21 protein-coding genes and 1 tRNA gene are annotated in these 18,607 nt (G+C 66.0%); 19 read left to right on the plus strand and 3 right to left on the minus strand.

Features of this window, described 5'->3' with window-relative positions:
• Positions 1-9 precede the first annotated feature (9 nt).
• The 16 genes from mdh (at position 10) to MWU52_RS11455 (ending at position 14,741) form a co-directional block, all read left to right on the plus strand.
• The gene (mdh, locus tag MWU52_RS11380; RefSeq protein ID WP_246952108.1) at positions 10-972 is read left to right on the plus strand and encodes a malate dehydrogenase; all 963 of its coding nucleotides are present in this window, start codon (positions 10-12) and stop codon (positions 970-972) included.
• 218 nt (positions 973-1,190) lie between these two features.
• Positions 1,191-2,384 carry an ADP-forming succinate--CoA ligase subunit beta gene (gene sucC, locus MWU52_RS11385; protein ID WP_246952110.1) on the plus strand — a complete coding sequence of 398 codons (1,194 nt, stop codon included), beginning with the start codon at positions 1,191-1,193 and terminating at the stop codon, positions 2,382-2,384.
• 4 nt (positions 2,385-2,388) lie between these two features.
• Positions 2,389-2,802: a hypothetical protein gene (locus MWU52_RS11390; protein WP_246952111.1), complete on the plus strand. Its 414-nt coding sequence runs from the start codon at positions 2,389-2,391 to the stop codon at positions 2,800-2,802.
• Entirely contained in the window at positions 2,795-3,334 is a 540-nt protein-coding gene (locus MWU52_RS11395; RefSeq protein WP_246952112.1) for a succinyl-CoA synthetase subunit beta, read from the plus strand. Before MWU52_RS11390 ends, MWU52_RS11395 begins: the two co-directional genes overlap by 8 nt.
• Positions 3,331-3,903, plus strand: coding sequence for a hypothetical protein (locus MWU52_RS11400; protein ID WP_246952113.1), 573 nt, complete (start codon positions 3,331-3,333; stop codon positions 3,901-3,903). Before MWU52_RS11395 ends, MWU52_RS11400 begins: the two co-directional genes overlap by 4 nt.
• Positions 3,904-3,955: 52 nt before the next feature.
• Positions 3,956-4,837, plus strand: a complete 882-nt coding sequence (gene sucD, locus MWU52_RS11405; protein WP_246952115.1) for a succinate--CoA ligase subunit alpha — start codon at positions 3,956-3,958, stop codon at positions 4,835-4,837.
• 2 nt (positions 4,838-4,839) lie between these two features.
• The gene (locus MWU52_RS11410; protein ID WP_281493949.1) at positions 4,840-5,349 is read left to right on the plus strand and encodes a DUF805 domain-containing protein; all 510 of its coding nucleotides are present in this window, start codon (positions 4,840-4,842) and stop codon (positions 5,347-5,349) included.
• Positions 5,346-5,849 (plus strand): hypothetical protein, encoded by a 504-nt coding sequence (locus MWU52_RS11415; protein WP_246952119.1) that lies wholly within the window; start codon positions 5,346-5,348, stop codon positions 5,847-5,849. Before MWU52_RS11410 ends, MWU52_RS11415 begins: the two co-directional genes overlap by 4 nt.
• 4 nt (positions 5,850-5,853) lie before the next feature.
• On the plus strand, positions 5,854-8,823 hold the full coding sequence (locus tag MWU52_RS11420; protein ID WP_246952121.1) for a 2-oxoglutarate dehydrogenase E1 component: 2,970 nt from the start codon (positions 5,854-5,856) through the stop codon (positions 8,821-8,823).
• 4 nt (positions 8,824-8,827) lie between these two features.
• Positions 8,828-10,387 (plus strand): 2-oxoglutarate dehydrogenase complex dihydrolipoyllysine-residue succinyltransferase, encoded by a 1,560-nt coding sequence (gene odhB, locus MWU52_RS11425; RefSeq protein ID WP_246952123.1) that lies wholly within the window; start codon positions 8,828-8,830, stop codon positions 10,385-10,387.
• A gap of 643 nt (positions 10,388-11,030) precedes the next feature.
• Positions 11,031-11,270: a DUF3303 family protein gene (locus MWU52_RS11430; protein ID WP_246952125.1), complete on the plus strand. Its 240-nt coding sequence runs from the start codon at positions 11,031-11,033 to the stop codon at positions 11,268-11,270.
• 38 nt (positions 11,271-11,308) lie between these two features.
• Positions 11,309-11,821, plus strand: a complete 513-nt coding sequence (locus MWU52_RS11435; protein WP_246952127.1) for a L,D-transpeptidase family protein — start codon at positions 11,309-11,311, stop codon at positions 11,819-11,821.
• A gap of 102 nt (positions 11,822-11,923) precedes the next feature.
• Positions 11,924-12,100, plus strand: coding sequence for a hypothetical protein (locus MWU52_RS11440; protein ID WP_246952129.1), 177 nt, complete (start codon positions 11,924-11,926; stop codon positions 12,098-12,100).
• A complete protein-coding gene (locus MWU52_RS11445) occupies positions 12,097-12,492 on the plus strand; it encodes an MAPEG family protein (RefSeq protein ID WP_246952131.1) in 396 nt (131 codons plus the stop codon). The genes MWU52_RS11440 and MWU52_RS11445 overlap by 4 nt, the downstream gene beginning before the upstream one ends.
• An 84-nt stretch (positions 12,493-12,576) precedes the next feature.
• Positions 12,577-13,971, plus strand: a complete 1,395-nt coding sequence (gene lpdA / locus MWU52_RS11450) for a dihydrolipoyl dehydrogenase (protein WP_246952133.1) — start codon at positions 12,577-12,579, stop codon at positions 13,969-13,971.
• A gap of 155 nt (positions 13,972-14,126) precedes the next feature.
• On the plus strand, positions 14,127-14,741 hold the full coding sequence (locus MWU52_RS11455) for a hypothetical protein (protein WP_246952135.1): 615 nt from the start codon (positions 14,127-14,129) through the stop codon (positions 14,739-14,741).
• 13 nt (positions 14,742-14,754) lie between these two features.
• Here MWU52_RS11455 and MWU52_RS11460 read toward each other — a convergent pair whose 3' ends face one another.
• Together MWU52_RS11460 and MWU52_RS11465 are read right to left on the minus strand one after the other, a co-directional pair.
• Positions 14,755-15,402 (minus strand): GntR family transcriptional regulator, encoded by a 648-nt coding sequence (locus tag MWU52_RS11460; RefSeq protein WP_246952137.1) that lies wholly within the window; start codon positions 15,400-15,402, stop codon positions 14,755-14,757.
• 15 nt (positions 15,403-15,417) lie between these two features.
• Positions 15,418-16,113 carry a SprT family zinc-dependent metalloprotease gene (locus MWU52_RS11465; RefSeq protein ID WP_246952139.1) on the minus strand — a complete coding sequence of 232 codons (696 nt, stop codon included), beginning with the start codon at positions 16,111-16,113 and terminating at the stop codon, positions 15,418-15,420.
• Between the two features lie 111 nt (positions 16,114-16,224).
• Here MWU52_RS11465 and MWU52_RS11470 point away from each other — a divergent pair, with 111 nt between their 5' ends.
• Both MWU52_RS11470 and MWU52_RS11475 read left to right on the plus strand, forming a co-directional pair.
• On the plus strand, positions 16,225-16,563 hold the full coding sequence (locus MWU52_RS11470; RefSeq protein ID WP_246952141.1) for a TIGR02300 family protein: 339 nt from the start codon (positions 16,225-16,227) through the stop codon (positions 16,561-16,563).
• An 82-nt stretch (positions 16,564-16,645) separates the two neighbouring features.
• Positions 16,646-16,721 (plus strand) — tRNA-Ala (locus MWU52_RS11475).
• Positions 16,722-16,968: 247 nt separating this feature from the next.
• Here the strand turns inward: MWU52_RS11475 and MWU52_RS11480 are convergent.
• A complete protein-coding gene (locus tag MWU52_RS11480; protein ID WP_246952143.1) occupies positions 16,969-17,799 on the minus strand; it encodes a substrate-binding domain-containing protein in 831 nt (276 codons plus the stop codon).
• Between the two features lie 294 nt (positions 17,800-18,093).
• Here MWU52_RS11480 and MWU52_RS18100 point away from each other — a divergent pair, with 294 nt between their 5' ends.
• Entirely contained in the window at positions 18,094-18,324 is a 231-nt protein-coding gene (locus MWU52_RS18100) for a hypothetical protein (protein ID WP_348645519.1), read from the plus strand.
• The last annotated feature ends 283 nt before the right edge of the window (positions 18,325-18,607 follow it).

Consider the following 18,607-nt stretch of genomic DNA (forward strand, 5'->3'; position numbering starts at 1 on the left):
GAGACGGAAATGGCCCGACCCAAGATCGCCCTCATCGGCGCAGGACAGATCGGCGGCACGCTCGCCCACCTCGCCGCCATCAAGGAACTGGGGGACGTCGTCCTCTTCGACATCAGCGAGGGCATTCCGCAGGGCAAGGCGCTCGACATCGCCGAGAGCGGACCGGTCGAGAAGTTCGATGTCAAGCTGAAGGGCACCAACGACTATTCCGACATCGCCGGGGCCGACGTCTGCATCGTCACCGCCGGCGTCCCCCGCAAGCCCGGCATGAGCCGCGACGACCTGCTGGGGATCAACCTCAAGGTCATGAAGGCCGTGGGCGAGGGGATCCGCGACAATGCCCCCGACGCCTTCGTCATCTGCATCACCAACCCGCTCGACGCGATGGTCTGGGCGCTGCGCGAGTTCTCCGGCTTGCCGCACCAGAAGGTCGTGGGCATGGCCGGCGTCCTGGACAGCGCGCGTTTCCGCCACTTCCTGGCCGAGGAGTTCGAGGTGTCGATGCGCGACGTTTCGGCCTTCGTACTGGGCGGGCATGGCGACACGATGGTGCCGCTCACGCGCTATTCGACCGTCGGCGGCATTCCCCTGCCCGACCTAGTCGAGATGGGCTGGACCAGCCAGGAAAACCTCGACGCCATCGTCCAGCGCACCCGCGACGGCGGTGCCGAGATCGTGGGCCTGCTCAAGACCGGTAGCGCGTTCTATGCCCCGGCCTCCTCGGCGATCGAGATGGCCGAGGCCTATCTGAAGGATCAGCGTCGGCTGCTGCCGGCCGCGGCCTGGGTCGACGGCGCGCTGGGCCTCAAGGGCATGTATGTCGGCGTGCCGACGGTCATCGGCGCAGGCGGCGTCGAGCGGATCGTCGACATCAAGCTGAACCGCGACGAGCAGGGCATGTTCGACAAGTCCGTCGACGCCGTGAAAGGTCTGGTCGAAGCCTGCCGCAGCATCGACAGCTCGCTCGGCTGATGCCCCGGACATCGCGCCCCGCCCCTCTCGGCGGGACGCGACACCCTCATGCGGGGGTGGATGCCCGCATAATGTGATCACGCCGCGTGAAAGCGTGATCACACCGCCTTGATTTCCTGTTTCAATCGTTCAAATCCGGGCATTTCCTGTTCCCAACCCGCCTGTCGTCATGCCAAGCCCGAGGGCGATCCATAACGAACCGAAGCGGGGCGCGACCCATGAACATCCACGAATATCAGGCCAAGGCCCTTCTGCGTGACTACGGCGCCCCGGTCAGCGACGGCGTCGCGGTGACGCGCGCGGCCGATGCCAAGGACGCGGCCAACCAGCTCGACGGCCCGCTCTGGGTGGTCAAGGCGCAGATCCATGCCGGTGGCCGCGGCAAGGGGTCCTTCAAGGAGGCCGACGCGGGCGAAAAGGGCGGCGTGCGCCTGGCCAAGTCCGTTGAGGAGGCCGCCGACGAGGCCAAGCGGATGCTGGGCCGCACGCTGGTCACCCATCAGACCGGCCCCGCGGGCAAGCAGGTCAACCGCGTCTATATCGAGGACGGCTCCGATATCGCGCGCGAGCTGTATCTCGCCTTGCTTGTCGATCGGCAGACCAGCCGCATCGGCTTCGTCTGCTCAACCGAGGGCGGCATGGATATCGAGGAGGTGGCGGCGAGCACGCCCGAGAAGATCGTCAGCTTCGACGTCGATCCCGCCACCGGCTTCCAGCCCTATCATGGCCGCCGCGTCGCCTTCGCGCTGGGGCTGGAAGGCGCGCAGGTCAAGCAATGCGTCGCCCTGATGGGCAAGCTCTATGCCGCCTTCACCGAAAAGGACATGGAGATGCTGGAGATCAATCCGCTGATCGTGACCGACAGCGGCGACCTGAAGGTGCTGGACGCCAAGGTCGGGTTCGACGGCAACGCGATCTACCGCCACAAGGACATCGCCGAGCTGCGCGACGAGACCGAGGAGGATCCAAAGGAACTGGCGGCCTCGAAATACGACCTGAACTACATTGCGCTCGACGGCGAGATCGGCTGCATGGTCAACGGCGCGGGCTTGGCGATGGCGACGATGGACATCATCAAGCTCTATGGCGCGGAACCGGCGAACTTCCTCGATGTCGGCGGCGGCGCGACGAAGGAGAAGGTGACCGAGGCGTTCAAGATCATCACTTCGGACCCGAACGTCAAAGGCATCCTGGTGAACATCTTCGGCGGCATCATGCGCTGCGACGTCATCGCCGAGGGCGTGGTGGCCGCGGTCAAGGAAGTCGGCCTGAAGGTCCCGCTCGTCGTCCGGCTGGAAGGCACGAATGTCGAGAAGGGCAAGGCGATCATCAACGAAAGCGGCCTCGACGTGGTTGCCGCCGACGACCTGAAGGACGGCGCGCAGAAGATCGTGAAGGCGGTGAAGGGCTAGGAAGATGGGGTTCAAGGACGCATTCGAGGCGCTGGGCTACACCCTCTCGAACCACCAGACGGACTGGTCCGCCGAGAACGCGGACGGCGTCTGCATCACGATATGGAAATGCGAGCTCAGCGAAGCGGCGAAGCCACATCTGGTCTACGATTTCGGCTTCGACGGAACGCCGCCGGATTGGACGAACAAGGTGGGACACACCAAGCGTCGCAAACACGTCGCCCGAGCGGTCGACGAGTTCGGCGGCAAGGTGGATGTCGTATTGCTTGACGGGCCGTCCGGCGGGCCGCAGACGGGTGCCCACCCCTGGATCAAGGAGACCCGCGGCAAGGGTTGGCGGATCACGCGCTTCAACGACATGGATCGCAGGCACGGATCGTTTCGGGCCGAGATCGACATGAGCCATGACCATGGGTGATCTGCCCGGAAGATCTCGCTATCTGGGCCTGGCCGCCGCGCTGGCGGCAATGGGACACGGGGTCCAGGCCGAGTCATCGGAGAAAGCGGCGCTTTCGGCCTTCGCCGACAACTGTCTTTCGCCGCACCTCACCGCGCGCGCAGCGAACGAAGCATTCGCCGGCCCGGAAATTCGCCACGACTTCTACGACCTCGACCCATTCTCCGCTCCCGCCCCTTCGCCGGCGGCCGGCATGCCCACCCCCGGCACCGACCGTCGCTGCGAAGTGACCTTCGACGGCGACCAGGGCGCGCAGGCGGCCGAGACTGCGCGGGCGGCGCTGGCAGCCGAGGGCATCACGACCGAAGCTCCGCTGCCCGCCACCCATACCGGTGCCCACCGGCCCGGCACGACGTTGCTGGCGGCGCGCGCGTTGAACCCGGGGCGCGTCGCGGTCGTTCACACCGGAACCCGCCCGGGCCCGAACGGCCCCGAGACATTCCTGCGCGTCGAACGCCTGACCCCCGAAGCCAGCCGCGAGGCCCTGAAATGATCCGCCTCCTTCCCGTGCTGCTGGCCCTCGCCGCCTGCGTGCCGGCCACCCAGGGCGGCTTCGGGCCCGGCGTCGCCGACATCGCCGCGCAACGGATGCGCTTCGCCGCCGAGGCGGTGTGCCTGAACAACCGGACCCGCGCCGGACAGGACCGTGCCGCCCGCGCGCTGAACTTCCCGGTTCGCGAACGCGACGGAGACGCGACCATCTACGCCAATCCCGGCACGCTGACCTTCGTTCGCATCGGCCCCGCCCCGGTGCAGACCTTCACTGACGACCAGGGCCGCCGGCAGGCCGTGGGCGGCGACGGCTGTTCCGTCGGCTCGCCCGCGGTGGGCACCGAACGGGCCAACCGCCTGGCCGGCGAAATCCTGGCGCCACGGCTGGTCGACGGCTCCGACACGCTGCTGGCGCCGCGGGGCGCGGGGCGCAACGTAGATGGCGGCGTCGGCTTCTTCTTCGACAACCTGTCCGTCACGCTGCCCGTGGCACGCACGACCTTCACCAATCCCGAAACCGGCGAGGGCGCGGCCTTCGACCATCCCGTCATCCTGATCGTCCACCGCTAGGGCGATCCGGCCCCGCGCGGGCCGCGACATCACACGACCAACGGAGGGGCCGATGGCCATTCTCATCGACGAAGAAACCAAGGTGATCTGCCAGGGCCTGACCGGGTCGCAGGGTACGTTCCACACCGAGCAGGCCATCGCCTACGGCACGAAGATGGTCGGCGGCGTGACGCCCGGGAAGGGCGGGCAGACGCATCTGGACCTGCCGGTCTTCGACAGCTGCCACGAGGCGGTGGCGAAGACCGGGGCGAACGCGTCGGTGATCTACGTCCCGCCGCCCTTCGCCGCGGATTCCATCCTGGAGGCGATCGACGCAGAGATACCGCTGGTGGTCTGCATCACCGAGGGCATCCCCGTCCTCGACATGATGAAGGTCAAGCGCGCGCTGGACGGATCGAAGACGCGTCTGATCGGGCCGAACTGCCCCGGCGTGATCACGCCCGACGCCTGCAAGATCGGCATCATGCCGGGCCATATCCACAAGCGCGGCAGCGTGGGCGTGGTGTCGCGGTCGGGCACGCTTACCTATGAGGCGGTCAAGCAGACCACCGACTTGGGGCTGGGCCAGTCGACGGCGGTGGGCATCGGCGGCGACCCGATCAAGGGCACCGAGCATATCGACGTCCTCGAGATGTTCCTGGCCGACGACGAGACGCAATCGATCATCATGATCGGCGAGATCGGCGGCACCGCCGAGGAAGAGGCGGCGCAGTTCCTTGCCGACGAGAAGAAGCGCGGCCGCTGGAAGCCCACCGCCGGTTTCATCGCCGGCCGAACCGCCCCCCCGGGCCGCCGCATGGGCCATGCCGGCGCCATCGTCGCGGGCGGCAAGGGCGATGCGGAGTCGAAGATCGAGGCGATGCGGTCCGCGGGGATCGTGGTGGCCGACAGCCCGGCGACGCTGGGCGAGGCGGTGAAGGAGGCGATTGGCTAGGGATGGGACCGCGCAAGGCAATCCTGACCGGGCTTCGCAGAACGTTTGACTTTACCGGTCGTTCGTCGCGATCGGAGTACCTATGGTTCGTCCTTATCATGACGGTCACGCTCGTGATTGCGATCGCCTTCTGTCATCTCTTCCTGGTGGGACCCTCGGCTTGGATCGGGACGGCCATCGTTGTGGCCCTGCTCTATGTTCCCGTCACATCGGCAGGGGTGAGACGCCTTCACGATGCGGGCTTTCGCGGTACTCTGATGCTTGATCCGCTCGTTCCAACGGCGAAACTTGCGATCGTCGTCGGCGTGCTTGCTCTCGTACCACCACTCTCGTGGTTAACAGGGGCTATATTCGGTTGGTCCATGGGTCTCGCCGTTGTTTTTCCGTTGCCGATCCTCGTGCTAGCGATCGGGATAGGGATTGGGCTGGCGATCACGGCAATCGGTACGCTCGTCGCTTTCACGAATACCGCCGCACATCTCCTGCTTCCCTCCAGGCGGACGCCGACATGATCCGCTCCGCTATGGCAACGGTTGTTCTCGTCACGGCAGCCACCCCCGCCCTCGCCGACCTCCCCGCGGCCTGCACCCAGGCCCCGACCTTCGCCGCCGCCCTCGCCCAGCTCGAAGCGGGCGGCTGGCAGACCCAGCCCCGCGACGCGACCTTCACCCAGGCCCAGACCGACGCGCTCGCATGGACGTTGATGACCCGCTACGTCGGCACCGATACCGGCGGCGAGGAGATCGCCACCCTCCTCGACCTGCAACGCGCCGCCGTCCCCGGCCTTCTCGCCCGCGTCGACGGCGACACGACTCTTTCTCGCGTCCTGCTCAACGGCGACGACGCCCTCACGATAACCCAGACGCGCACCGCGCCCGGCCGGATCGAACGCTCCTGTCGGCTGGCCTCCGCCGGGCCGGCGCCGGCAGGGCTCGACCTCATCGACACCAGCGGCATAGAGGGCGCGCCCGCGACGCTCGCCGAAACGCTCACCATCCTCCCCGAGGAATGATCCCATGACCGACCAGACTCCCAACGACGCCTTCCGCTCCACTTCCTTCATGCAGGGGCACAACGCGGAATATCTCGAACGGATGTATGCCCGCTATGCCGCCGACCCGTCCGCGGTCGACGAAAGCTGGGCGCAGTTCTTCGCGGCGCTTGAGGATGACGCCGCCGATGCGAAGGCCGAGGCGGCGGGGCCGTCCTGGGCACGCGCCGACTGGCCGCCGATGCCCGAGGGCGAGCTGACCGCGGCGCTGACCGGCGAGTGGCCGGCCGCGCCCGTCGACCCCAAGGAGGCACGCGCCGCCGGCGACAAGATCCGCACCAAGGCCGAGGAGACCGGGGCCGCCATCACCGACGAGCAGGTCCGCCGCGCCGTGCTCGACTCGATCCGCGCGATCATGCTGATCCGCGCCTACCGCATCCGGGGCCACCTTGCCGCCGACCTGGACCCGCTGGGACTGCGCGAACAGACCGACCATCCGGAGCTGGACCCCCGTTCCTACGGCTTCTCGGAGGAAGATCTCGATCGCCCGATCTTCATCGACAACGTGCTGGGACTGGAGGTGGCGACGCTCAACCAGATCGTCTCGATCCTGCGGCGCACCTATTGCGGGACCTTCGCGCTGCAATACATGCACATCTCCGACCCCGAGCAATCCGCCTGGCTGAAGGAGCGGATCGAGGGTCTGGGCAAGGAGATCACCTTCACCCAGAACGGCCGCCGCGCCATCCTCAACAAGCTGGTGGAGGCCGAGGGCTTCGAGAAGTACCTGCACGTCAAGTACATGGGCACCAAACGTTTCGGCCTCGACGGCGGCGAGGCGCTGATCCCGGCGATGGAACAGATCATCAAGCGCGGCGGACAGCTGGGCCTGCGCGACATCGTCATCGGCATGCCCCATCGCGGCCGGCTGTCGGTTCTGGCGAACGTGATGGGCAAGCCCTACAAGGCCATCTTCAACGAGTTCCAGGGCGGCAGCTTCAAGCCCGAGGACGTGGATGGATCGGGCGACGTGAAGTATCACCTCGGCGCGTCGTCCGACCGGGAGTTCGACGGCAACGTCGTCCACCTGTCGCTGACGGCGAACCCCTCGCATCTGGAGGCGGTGAATCCGGTCGTCCTCGGCAAAACCCGGGCCAAGCAGGATCAGCTGGGCGACCGCAACCGCACGCAGGTCGCGTCGATCCTGCTGCATGGCGACGCGGCCTTCGCGGGCCAGGGCGTGGTGGCCGAGTGCTTCGCGCTGTCGGGCGTGCGCGGTCACCGCACCGGGGGCACGATCCATATCGTCGTGAACAACCAGATCGGGTTCACCACGGCGCCGCATTTCTCGCGCTCCAGCCCCTATCCGACCGACAACGCGCTGGTGGTTGAGGCGCCCATCTTCCACGTCAACGGCGACGACCCCGAAGCGGTCGTGCACGCCGCCCGCGTGGCGACCGAGTTCCGTCAGAAGTTCGGCAAGGACGTCGTGCTCGATATCTTCTGCTATCGCCGCTTCGGCCATAACGAGGGCGACGAGCCGATGTTCACCAACCCGATGATGTACAAGCACATCAAGGGTCACAAGACGACGCTGTCGCTCTATACCGAACGCCTGGTCAAGGACGGCCTGATCCCCGAAGGCGAGATCGAGGACATGAAGGCCGCCTTCCAGGAGCGCATGGCCGAGGAGTTCGAGGCCGGGCGCGACTACAAGCCCAACAAGGCCGACTGGCTCGACGGGCGCTGGTCGCATCTGGACCGCCGCAACGAGGACGACTACGTCCGCGGCGAGACGGCCATCGCCCGCGACACGTTCGACGAGGTCGGACGCGCGCTGACCGCTGCCCCCGAAGGATTCCCGCTGCACAAGACCGTGGGCCGTCTGCTGGATGCCAAGCGCAAGATGTTCGAGACCGGCGAGGGCTTCGACTGGGCCACGGCCGAGGCGCTGGCTTTCGGCTCCCTCCTGACGGAGGGATACAAAGTCCGACTGGCCGGGCAGGACAGCACGCGCGGCACGTTCAGCCAGCGCCACTCCGCCTTCGTCAGCCAGCAGGACGAGGATCGCTACTATCCGCTCAACCACATTCGCGAAGGCCAGGCCCAGTACGAGGTGATCGACAGCGCCCTGTCGGAATACGCCGTCCTCGGCTTCGAATACGGCTATTCGCTGGCCGAACCGAACGCCCTGACCATGTGGGAGGCACAGTTCGGCGACTTCGCCAACGGCGCGCAGATCATGTTCGACCAGTTCATCTCCTCGGGCGAGAGCAAGTGGCTGCGCATGTCGGGCCTCGTCTGCCTGTTGCCGCATGGCTATGAGGGCCAGGGACCGGAACATTCCTCGGCGCGGCTGGAGCGGTTCCTGCAGATGTGCGGCTCCGACAACTGGATCGTCGCCAACTGCACGACGCCTGCGAACTATTTCCACATCCTGCGCCGTCAGCTGCACCGCGACTTCCGCAAGCCGCTGATCCTGATGACGCCGAAATCGTTGCTGCGCCACAAGCTGGCCGTGTCGACGACCGAGGAGTTCACCACCGGGTCCAGCTTCCACCGGGTGCTGTGGGACGACGCCCAGCAGGGCAATTCCGACACCAAGCTCGTACCCGACGACGAGATCAAGCGCGTCGTCATCTGTTCAGGCAAGGTCTACTACGACCTGCTGGAGGAGCGCGACGCCCGCGGCATCGACGACGTCTACATCCTGCGGCTGGAGCAATTCTACCCGTTTCCCGCGCTGTCGATGGTCAACGAGTTGGGGCGCTTCAAGCAGGCCCAGATCGTCTGGTGCCAGGAGGAACCCAAGAATCAGGGCGCCTGGACCTTCGTGGAACCCAACATCGAATGGGTCCTGACCCGGATCGGCGCGACCCATACGCGGGCCGTCTATGTCGGGCGCGCGGCGGCCGCCTCTCCGGCCACGGGCCTCGCCAGCCAGCACAAGTCACAACAAGCAGCGCTCGTGAACGAAGCGCTGAGCACGGAGTAATCCCATGACCGTCGACGTCAAAGTGCCCACCCTGGGCGAATCCGTCACCGAGGCCACCGTCGCCACCTGGTTCAAGCAGCCCGGCGATGCGGTCGCCACCGACGAGATGCTGTGCGAGTTGGAGACCGACAAGGTCACCGTCGAGGTGCCCAGCCCCGCCACCGGCACCCTGGGCGAGATCGTCGCGAACGAGGGCGATACCGTGGGCGTCGACGCGCTGCTGGCCACGATCCAGGAAGGCGCCGGCGCGCCCGCCTCCGACGAAGCGCCTGCGGCCGTGGCCGAACCCGGCTCCTCCGGCGACGCCGAAGACGGCGCGCCCACCGATGGCGGCGACGGCGAAACCGTCGACGTCATGGTCCCCGCCCTGGGCGAATCCGTGACCGAGGCCACGGTCGCCACCTGGTTCAAATCCGCGGGCGACAGCGTCGCGGCCGACGAGATGCTTTGCGAACTGGAGACCGACAAGGTCTCGGTCGAGGTGCCTGCCCCCGCCGCCGGCACCCTGACCGAAATCATCGCGAAGGAGGGCGAGACCGTCGCCGCCGGCGGCAAGCTGGCCGTCCTGACCGCGGGCGCCGGCGCCAAGCCCGCCGCGCCCAAGGCCGTCGATCCGACGCCCAACCCCGATGCCGGAAAGGCCGAAATTGAGGAGGCCAAGTCCAACGTGGCCGCGAAGGGCGATGTCGAGGACGCGCCTTCGGCCAGGAAGATGATGGCCGAGAAGGGGCTCTCCGCCGATCAGGTCACAGGCACCGGCCGCGACGGCCGCATCATGAAGGAGGACGTGCTGAAGGCCGCCTCCGCCGCGAAGGACGCCGTCGCGAGCCCGGCCCCCCGCGCGCCCAGCCCCGCCGGTGATGCCGACCGGGAGGAGCGGGTGAAGATGACCCGCCTGCGCCAGACCATCGCCCGCCGCCTGAAGGACGCGCAGAACACCGCCGCCATGCTGACCACCTACAACGAGGTCGACATGGGCGCGGTCATGGACCTGCGCGCCGAGTACAAGGACCTGTTCCTCAAGAAGCACGGCGTGAAGCTGGGCTTCATGTCCTTCTTCACCAAGGCCTGCGTCCATGCCCTGCGCGAGGTGCCCGAGGTCAATGCCGAGATCGACGGCACCGACGTCGTCTACAAGCACTTCGTCCATATGGGCATCGCCGTCGGCACGCCCACCGGCCTCGTCGTGCCGGTGATCCGCGACGCCGACGCCATGGGCTTTGCCGAGATCGAGAAGGCGATCAACGACATGGGCGCCAAGGCCCGCGACGGCAAGCTGTCGATGGCCGACATGCAGGGCGGCACGTTCACCATCTCGAACGGCGGCGTCTACGGCTCGCTCATGTCCTCGCCGATCCTGAACCCGCCGCAATCGGGCATCCTCGGCATGCACAAGATCCAGGACCGCCCCATGGTCGTCGGCGGCGAGATCGTCATCCGCCCGATGATGTATCTCGCGCTGAGCTACGACCACCGGATCGTGGACGGAAAGGGCGCGGTGACGTTCCTGGTGCGGGTGAAGGAGGCGCTGGAGGACCCGCGGCGGCTGTTGATGGATTTGTGAACACGCGAAAGGCCCCGTAAGAGCGGGCCCCACGAGGCTGGCCTGCAACTTGAAGTCGTCGCGACGGCCAGCCGCCCTGGTTAGGGTCTTAATGGGATACCGAAGCATTGCCCTGACATGCGAACAGATGGGCTGATATAGTCGTCATGTCAACGGCGGATCTCCAAGGCTGCACATGATACAAGTCACAATTTGGTTCAGATGAGCCTTGGAAAGCGTTGACGTCTGATATCTGCGCTTACCATTTTCGTCCTTTTTTCAAACGCAAGAGATCGAGCCTGTGAAATCCAACCGCGCAGATCATGTCGGCTTTCACCCTTCGGGGACGGTTTCCCCATGGCTCTGGAACGGGAAATGGGACATTTAACATGTAATGATAGCCCATGACTGGGTCAGGGGCCGTCGTACTCAAGGGAACGACAGTGCACAAACCAGCACGAACCTTTATCGGGCGGGAAACGACGATACAGAGACGGCGTTTCACCATCTCGGGGGCCTTGAAGCCTTGATCGAAATTGGCACACAGAATTGTTCCGCGTTTTGGGTGATATCTTATCGCCACGTAGGCTTTCCGTACTCTTCAGGATACCTTGCAAAGACCGGATAGGGAAACATCCCACCAACCTCAACGGACTTTGCCCCCATGAACCTCCTCACCCATCACACGCCCGCCTCCTACGACGCATGGAAAGCCGACTTCGATGCCCACACGGAGACCCGCATGAACGCGGGCCTCACCCTCCTTCAACTCTGGCGCGACATTGACGGCCCGGGCGTCACCGCGCTCTATGAGGTCAACGACCGCGGCAAGGCCGAAGGCTGGCTGGACCGCGAGGCCGCCACGGACGGGCCTATCGACGCCCGGTTCATGCGTACCGCCTGACCCTTCCGTCCGCCGCCCGCGCGGCCTAGATTGGGGCCATGCGCCTCGTCCTAGCCCTCTGCCTGGCCCTGCTGCCCGGACCCGCGCCGGCCGGGCCGCCCGACCTGGTGCCGCAGGACGCGCGGGCCGACCTGATCCGCGTCGACAAGTCCGGCCGGCGGATGGACCTGCTGCGCAAAGGGATGGTGATCGCGACCTATCCGATCCGGCTGGGCGAGGACGGCGATGACGGCCACAAGATGCGACAGGGCGACGAGCGCACGCCCGAGGGCAGATACACCGTCGACTGGCGCAACCCCGGATCGCGTTTCCACCTGTCGCTGCACATCTCCTATCCGAACGCCGCGGACCGGGCGCGCGCCGCCGCCGCGGGCGAGGATCCGGGCGGCGACATCATGATCCACGGCTTTCCCAACGGCTGGGGCCTGCTGGCCTGGCCGCTGCATCTTATGGGCGACTGGACCGACGGCTGCATCGCCGTCAGCGACGCCCAGATGCGCGAGATCTGGTCGCTGGTGCCCGACGGCACCCCGATCGAAATCCGCGCCTGATCGCCCACGACTCCACCCCGACAGATCGCCGCACTGGCACATGGTACCCCGAGCGGGCAAAAGGGGCCACGAAGACGATCGCCACAGGATGAAGACCGCGCCATGACACCCACGACCCGTGCCCTCGCCTTCTGGCTCGTCCGCGTCGGGATCGCCGTCGTGCTCGTCCTCGCGATCCGCGCCTGGCGCGGTCCGGACCCGATGCTGTGGTGGCTGGCGGGGGGCTATGCCCTGATCTCGCTCTTCACGACCTGGATGATGATCCGGGCGCGCCGATGACGCCCGAACTGACCGTCCTCGCGCTGGCGATCCTGCTGCAGGCCGTGCAGTTCGTGGCCTATGCCATCGGCGCCAACCGCGAATTGGGGCCCGGCTACACGATGTCGGCCCGCGACAGCGAGCCCAGCCGGTCGATGTCGCCCGCCACCGCCCGCCTGGGCCGCGCGTTCGGCAATCATTTCGAGGGGCTGATCCTGTTCACCGGCGCCGTCGTCCTCGTCACGCTGTCGGGGCAGGCGACGGGCTTCACCGCCGCCTGCGCCTGGATCTACCTCGCGGCGCGAGTCGTCTACGTGCCGGCCTATGCGTTCGGGTGGCGGCCGTGGCGGTCCTACATCTGGATCGTGGGGTTCCTCGCGACGGTCGCAATGGTTATCTCGACCCTGATCTGACCCGCTTCGCGTCCGCCGGGCGCAAAACGCAGACGATACGGGATTAATACGCGGCAGATACGCCGGCACCATTTCGGAGGCATCATGGCCCAATACGACGTCATCATCATCGGCAGCGGCCCCGGCGGCTATGTCTGCGCCATCCGCTGCGCGCAGCTGGGCCTGAAGACGGCGGTGGCCGAGGGGCGCGACACGTTGGGCGGCACCTGCCTCAACATCGGCTGCATCCCGTCCAAGGCGCTGCTGCATGCCAGCCATCAACTGCACGAGGCGGAACATAATTTCGCGAAGATGGGCCTCAAGGGCAAGACGCCATCGGTCGACTGGAAGCAGATGCAGTCCTACAAGCAGGACGTCATCGAACAGAACACCAAGGGCATCGAATTCCTGTTCAAGAAGAACAAGATCGACTGGCTGAAAGGCTGGGCCTCGATCCCGGCGGCGGGCAAGGTGCAGGTCGGCGACGAGACCCACGAGGCCAAGCACGTCATCATCGCCAGCGGCTCGGACGTGGCCCCCGTCCCAGGCGCCGATATCGAGGTCGACGGCAAGGTCGTGGTCGACAGCGAAGGCGCGCTGAGCCTGCCCAAGATCCCCGGCAGCATGGTCGTGGTCGGCGGCGGGGTCATCGGGCTGGAGCTTGGCAGCGTCTATGCCCGCCTGGGCGCCGAGGTCACGGTGATCGAATATCTCGACGCGATCACGCCGGGGCAGGACGCCGAGGTCGCCAAGCAGTTCCAGAAGCTTCTGCAGAAGCAGGGCCTCAAGTTCATCACCGGCGCCGCGGTGTCGAAGGTCGATACCAAGGGCGGAAAGGCCGCGGTGTCCTACAAGCTGCGCAAGGACGAGTCCGAGCACGACCTGAAGGCCGATATCGTCCTCGTCGCCACCGGTCGCAAGCCGCATACCGAGGGGCTGGGCCTCGACGCGCTCGGCGTCAAGCTGACCGGCCGCGGTCAGATCGCGGTCGATGACGACTACCGGACCTCGGTCGACGGGATCTATGCCATCGGCGACGTGATCGAGGGGCCGATGCTGGCCCACAAGGCCGAGGACGAGGGCATGGCCATCGCCGAAATCCTGGCCGGCCAGGCCGGGCACGTGAACTACGACGTAATTCCCGGCGTCATCTACACCCATCCCGAGGTCGCCAGCGTCGGCCTGACCGAGGAGCAGTTGAAAGAGGAGGGGCGGCCCTACAAGGTCGGCAAGTTCAGCTTCATGGGCAACGGTCGCGCCAAGGCCAATTTCGCCGCGGAGGGTTTCGTCAAGCTTCTGGCCGATAAGCAGACGGACCGCATCCTGGGCTGCCACGTCATCGGTCCCATGGCCGGCGACCTGATCCACGAGGTCTGCGTCGCCATGGAGTTCGGCGCCGCCGCCGAGGACCTGGCCCGGACATGCCACGCCCATCCGACCTATTCGGAGGCCATGCGCGAGGCCGCGCTGGCCTGCGGCGACGGCCCGATCCACGCCTGATCGGCCGGCCGAACGGGGGCGGGATTGCGGCGGCGCCGTCGCGTAAACCCCGGAAGAAAGTCATATTCGAGCGGCAGGTCTTCCCCGGTCCTGCCGCTTTCCCGTGACAGATATCCCGGATTGCCCAACACCACATCCATTTCCCGGATTACCCTTTGTACCGTCTGCCATTCCTCCTTTTCTCGCTGGCCGTGTTGCCGGCCGGACCGGCGTTCCCGCAGGGCGCCTGGGTTCCGCCCGATCTCGGTCGGCTGCCGGCCCCGGTCGCGGAATCCCTCCGTTCGATCCCGGTCGTCCCGATCCTTCTGGTCGTCCTGTTCGCGGCGGCCCTGGCCGTTGCCATCCGGCACAAGCTGCGCCTCCGGCGTCGCCAGATGCGGCAGAAGATCCTCGGCCTTCCGATCGGTCCGCGCTTCCTTGTCGTGGACGCGATGTGCCACGCATTGATACGATCGGGCCGGGTCGACCCCGACCATCTGGCGCGGGCGCATCAGATCGCGCGGGATACCACCGGGATGGATTTCACCAAAGATCATCTGCGCGAGGCGGCGCACCGGGCCGATCGCGTCCTGCTGCCGATGGATTTCCGCTGGATGCGCGCCGGTCTGACCCGCGAGGAAAAGCTGGTGATCTTCAATGCGACCGCCTCGGTCCTGCTGGTCGACGGGCCGTTGAAGCGGTCCGACCGTCGCTTCCTGCGGGTGCTGGTTCGCGGCCTCGGCGTCGGACGGCGCGAACTGCGTCGTCTCAGCCGCATGATCGACGACTGACGTCCGCGACCGCTCAGCCGGCGATCAGGCGCAGGCCCTGCGTCACGTCGGCCCGGACCGCCAGGCGCAATCCGGGTTCGTCGCCCGCACGCAGGGCCGCCACGATGAGGCGATGGTTCTTGGGCAGCTCGGTGCGGTTCAACCGCCCATAGAGCGCGCGCATCGTCGGGCCAAGTTGCAGCCAGACCGTTTCGGCCATGGCTAGCATCGCCGGCGCCTGCGCGCGCAGGTAGAGCGTGCGGTGAAACTCCAGATTGGTCCGGATGTATCCCGAGGCGTCGTGGCGCGCGATCTGTTCGGCGATGGCGCGGTTGATCGTCTCCATCCGGTCGACCAGCGCCAGATGGGCCCGAGGAAGCGCGCGCACCGCCAGCTCCGGCTCCAGCAGCGACCGAAGGGCGGCAAGTTCCTCAATCCGCTCGTTCGACAAGGCCGGCGTGGTCACCCGGCCCGAGGCCGAAAGCGACAGCGCCCCTTCGGCGACCAGCCGCCGCAGCGCCTCGCGCACGGGGGTCATGCTGACGCCGTAGTCGCGCCCGATCCCCCGCAGCGTCAACGCCGCGCCGGGTGCGAGTTCGCCATGCATGATACGGCTGCGGAGCGACCGGTACAGACGCTCATGCGCCGCCCCCGGCCCATCGGTCAACGTGTTCAGCATCATCGCGCCACCATGGCCCTAGCGCCCCCCGAAATCCACCGCATGCAGCGCCGCGCCCTCGCGCCGCAGCCAGTCACGCCGCACCGCGTAATCGGGCAGCAACGCCGCGACCTGCGCCCAGAATCGCACCGAATGATCCATATGCGCCAGATGCGCGACCTCATGCGCGGCGACGTAGTCCAGCACCTCCGGCGGGGCCATCAGCAGGCGCCAGCTGAACATCAGCTCTCCGCGCATCGAACACGACCCCCAGCGCGAGCGCGTGTCGCGCAGCGTCATGCGCGACGGCTCTCGCCCCAGAGCCGCGGCGTGCCGGTCGACCGCCGCGCGCAGATGGGTCTGGGCCATGGTCCGCATCAGCGCCCGCACGCGCGGACCGGCCCGGTCGTCATCCGCCACCGCGATCGCCGCGCCGGTATAGCGCGCCGATCGGCCGGGGCCCGCGATCACCGGGACCTCCCGCCCCAACAACGGCAGCGTACCACCTACCCGCACCATGCGCGGCGCGGGCGCGGCGGCCACGTTGCGACGGATCCAGTCCGCCTGCGTGGCCACGAAGGCCCGCGCCTCTGCGAGCGATGCGCAGGGCGGCAGCGTCAGGGTGACGCGCCCGTCCGAGCGGCCGACCCGCAGCGACAGTCGCCGGGCCCGCGCCGTCCTGCGAAGGATCACGGCGATTTCAGGTGCGCCGGGCACCGCGAGCGTGTCGGACATGCGCCCCTCCCTCGGGGCTTGCCACCCCTTGCGCGCTGTGGCATCCGCCCCCAATTCCCGGAACCCGGGGCGCACGGCGCGGCCGCGCCTGGACGAGATGAAGGAACCGACATGCCGAAGGAAGAATGGGGCGTCAAGCGGGTCTGCCCGACGACCGGCAAGCGCTTCTACGATATGAACCGTTCGCCCGTCGTCAGCCCCTATACGGGCGAGGCAGTCAACGTCGACACCGGAACCAAGACCCGGATCCTGGTCGCCGACAAGGATGACGCCGACAGCAAGAAGGCCAAGGCCGACGACGATCTGCTGCTCGATGACGACGATGTCGAGCTGGAGGAGGACGACACCGAGGAGGACGATACGGACGTCGTTCTCGACGATGATGACGACAGCGATACCGTCTCGCTGGACGAGATCGCCGATGTCGGCGGGGACGACGACGACGAGTGATCGCCGCCGCGCGATGACGGCGGCGGGGGCGGATTTTCCGCTTGCGCAGCCACCGGGCCTGTCCTAGATCGCAGGCCGGTCAGGGGCCTTAGCTCAGTTGGTAGAGCGCTTGCATGGCATGCAAGAGGTCAGGGGTTCGACTCCCCTAGGCTCCACCATCCTGCATTTTGATGATACGTGCCGGATAGTCTACGACTTCTGGCCATCGCGATCGTCTTCCAACCGTGTGGTGAACTTGACAGAACTGACGCGAACGGCGCCGCTCGTTACGTCTCAAGAGCGGTCGTTGGCAGAAAATGCGGCGAAGGTCTGCTTCGAGCCCAGATAGACCGATGCTGCGCCGAGAATGAACGTCCGGTTACGGCGTTGTCACACTTTGTCCGCCTTCCGATTGCCCGTAATTTGTCAGCGCTGCCAACCTTCCGTTGCCATAATGTCCTGTGCTTCACCTGAAACGAGAAAATCCACAAACTGTTGCGCCTCTGGATCGGCGTTCGGTGAAATGACGATGCTGACATCGCGATAAATAACGCGTTCTTCCGACATTTCGATCATCTCGAGATCGTCTTTCGTGATTGGCCAGTTTGGCCATGTAATCCAAGCATCAGCATCTTGATCGACAAACTGTTGATAACTCGCGCCCGAACCGAGCGCGTAGGCCACGATATTGCTGCGAAACTTCGCAATATCGTCCAGTCTGCCAAGGCGACCAGCAACGTCTTCCCAGACGCCGGTACCGGACGTGTTGTATACGCCAGCCCCTTCGGTCACGATGATCTTGACATCATCGGCTAGCAAATCTTCAAACCCATCGATCCCCAACGGGTTTCCGGCTTTCACGGCGATGACAGCGGGCCGCAGATAGATCGGCTCGACGTTGTCATGATCGAAGGCTGGATAGGTGAGCAAAAACGCGGTCATCGCCTGCTCGGCGGTGCCCCACAGAATGTCTGCATCGGCTTGCGCATCTGCCGTCCATGCCGCTTCAGGGCCAGCGACCACTTCCACGGTGTTGCCTGTCATCTCTTCCCAGACATCGGCCACTTGACGAAATGCCGTATGCGGTCCACCCGCGCCATACAGCTTGACGACACCATCGTTTGGAGCGTGCTCGATTGAAGCATCATGCAACTCGGTTTGACCCAATCTGTCAGCGAAAACATCTGCCTGTGCAGCGAGTGGGAGGACAAACGAAAGCGTCAGGGCAATCGGGAACGTGTTCGGTTTGAGAAGCATTGAAGTATCCTTGGTTCGAGAAAAGACCGTGATCGCTTCAATCTGAAATCGAGCGGGGAAGTCCGATATATTGGCAAACTCCCGGTTGGTCGCTTTGGTTCAAAACAATCAATGTCGTAGGCGCCCAGTTTACGGGAGAGCACAGGGACTTGAGCCCTGTTTCCGAGTTCTATTGGTCGATCCAAAGCAGTCATTCGAAACCAGATCGTCAACGACCGCTTCGTCCGCCTTGCGGACCTCTGCCTATGCCCCTCAATACGTCCGCTTTCGGCAGAAGTCGCAGTAAGGCATACAATCGGCAACGCCACAGCGGCGCAACTGATGGCCCATCTGGACACGGACCGCCCCGACATCCGCGCTGCCCTCGACGAGGGGCGGACAGGTCCGCTGCGCGAGGCTTTGTCCGACCTCGTCTGGCGCCATGGCCGCTCTCGCAGCCAGGTGGGGATCTTGGCGGGCATCGGCCGGGACCCGCGCGACCCGGGCGCGTACCTGACCTATCCGGGCACCAAGTTCGCCGGATAAGGGAAGCGTGGGGTCACGGGGCATGTGATCGGCATTCCGTCGTCTGTCGCCGGAGTCGATGCTGCCAGGGGGTCATGGGCAGGACGTCGAGGAACCGCGCCACGCCGCGTCATGGTGCATTTCTGATCTCGGGCCTCAAGAACGTCGATTTGTCCCGGAAGCCGGCGGACGGCGCTCGTCCATCCCGCGGTACGACCGAGGTCTCCCCTTGACGTGAGCGTCACGTTCGACAAGCTGAACCAATACGAAATTGGTTCGCAGGCAAATTCGTCGATCGGGGGCG

Origin of the sequence: Jannaschia sp. S6380, assembly GCF_023015695.1 — a bacterium.
Taxonomy (GTDB): domain Bacteria; phylum Pseudomonadota; class Alphaproteobacteria; order Rhodobacterales; family Rhodobacteraceae; genus Jannaschia.

Coding starts and splice junctions, on each gene's coding strand:
- mdh (WP_246952108.1), top strand. CDS start 10: ATGGCCCGACCCAAGATCGCCCTCATCGGCGCAGGACAGATCGGCGGC.
- sucC (WP_246952110.1), top strand. CDS start 1,191: ATGAACATCCACGAATATCAGGCCAAGGCCCTTCTGCGTGACTACGGC.
- MWU52_RS11390 (WP_246952111.1), top strand. CDS start 2,389: ATGGGGTTCAAGGACGCATTCGAGGCGCTGGGCTACACCCTCTCGAAC.
- MWU52_RS11395 (WP_246952112.1), top strand. CDS start 2,795: ATGGGTGATCTGCCCGGAAGATCTCGCTATCTGGGCCTGGCCGCCGCG.
- MWU52_RS11400 (WP_246952113.1), top strand. CDS start 3,331: ATGATCCGCCTCCTTCCCGTGCTGCTGGCCCTCGCCGCCTGCGTGCCG.
- sucD (WP_246952115.1), top strand. CDS start 3,956: ATGGCCATTCTCATCGACGAAGAAACCAAGGTGATCTGCCAGGGCCTG.
- MWU52_RS11410 (WP_281493949.1), top strand. CDS start 4,840: ATGGGACCGCGCAAGGCAATCCTGACCGGGCTTCGCAGAACGTTTGAC.
- MWU52_RS11415 (WP_246952119.1), top strand. CDS start 5,346: ATGATCCGCTCCGCTATGGCAACGGTTGTTCTCGTCACGGCAGCCACC.
- MWU52_RS11420 (WP_246952121.1), top strand. CDS start 5,854: ATGACCGACCAGACTCCCAACGACGCCTTCCGCTCCACTTCCTTCATG.
- odhB (WP_246952123.1), top strand. CDS start 8,828: ATGACCGTCGACGTCAAAGTGCCCACCCTGGGCGAATCCGTCACCGAG.
- MWU52_RS11430 (WP_246952125.1), top strand. CDS start 11,031: ATGAACCTCCTCACCCATCACACGCCCGCCTCCTACGACGCATGGAAA.
- MWU52_RS11435 (WP_246952127.1), top strand. CDS start 11,309: ATGCGCCTCGTCCTAGCCCTCTGCCTGGCCCTGCTGCCCGGACCCGCG.
- MWU52_RS11440 (WP_246952129.1), top strand. CDS start 11,924: ATGACACCCACGACCCGTGCCCTCGCCTTCTGGCTCGTCCGCGTCGGG.
- MWU52_RS11445 (WP_246952131.1), top strand. CDS start 12,097: ATGACGCCCGAACTGACCGTCCTCGCGCTGGCGATCCTGCTGCAGGCC.
- lpdA (WP_246952133.1), top strand. CDS start 12,577: ATGGCCCAATACGACGTCATCATCATCGGCAGCGGCCCCGGCGGCTAT.
- MWU52_RS11460 (WP_246952137.1), bottom strand. CDS start 15,402: ATGATGCTGAACACGTTGACCGATGGGCCGGGGGCGGCGCATGAGCGT.
- MWU52_RS11465 (WP_246952139.1), bottom strand. CDS start 16,113: ATGTCCGACACGCTCGCGGTGCCCGGCGCACCTGAAATCGCCGTGATC.
- MWU52_RS11470 (WP_246952141.1), top strand. CDS start 16,225: ATGCCGAAGGAAGAATGGGGCGTCAAGCGGGTCTGCCCGACGACCGGC.
- MWU52_RS11480 (WP_246952143.1), bottom strand. CDS start 17,799: ATGCTTCTCAAACCGAACACGTTCCCGATTGCCCTGACGCTTTCGTTT.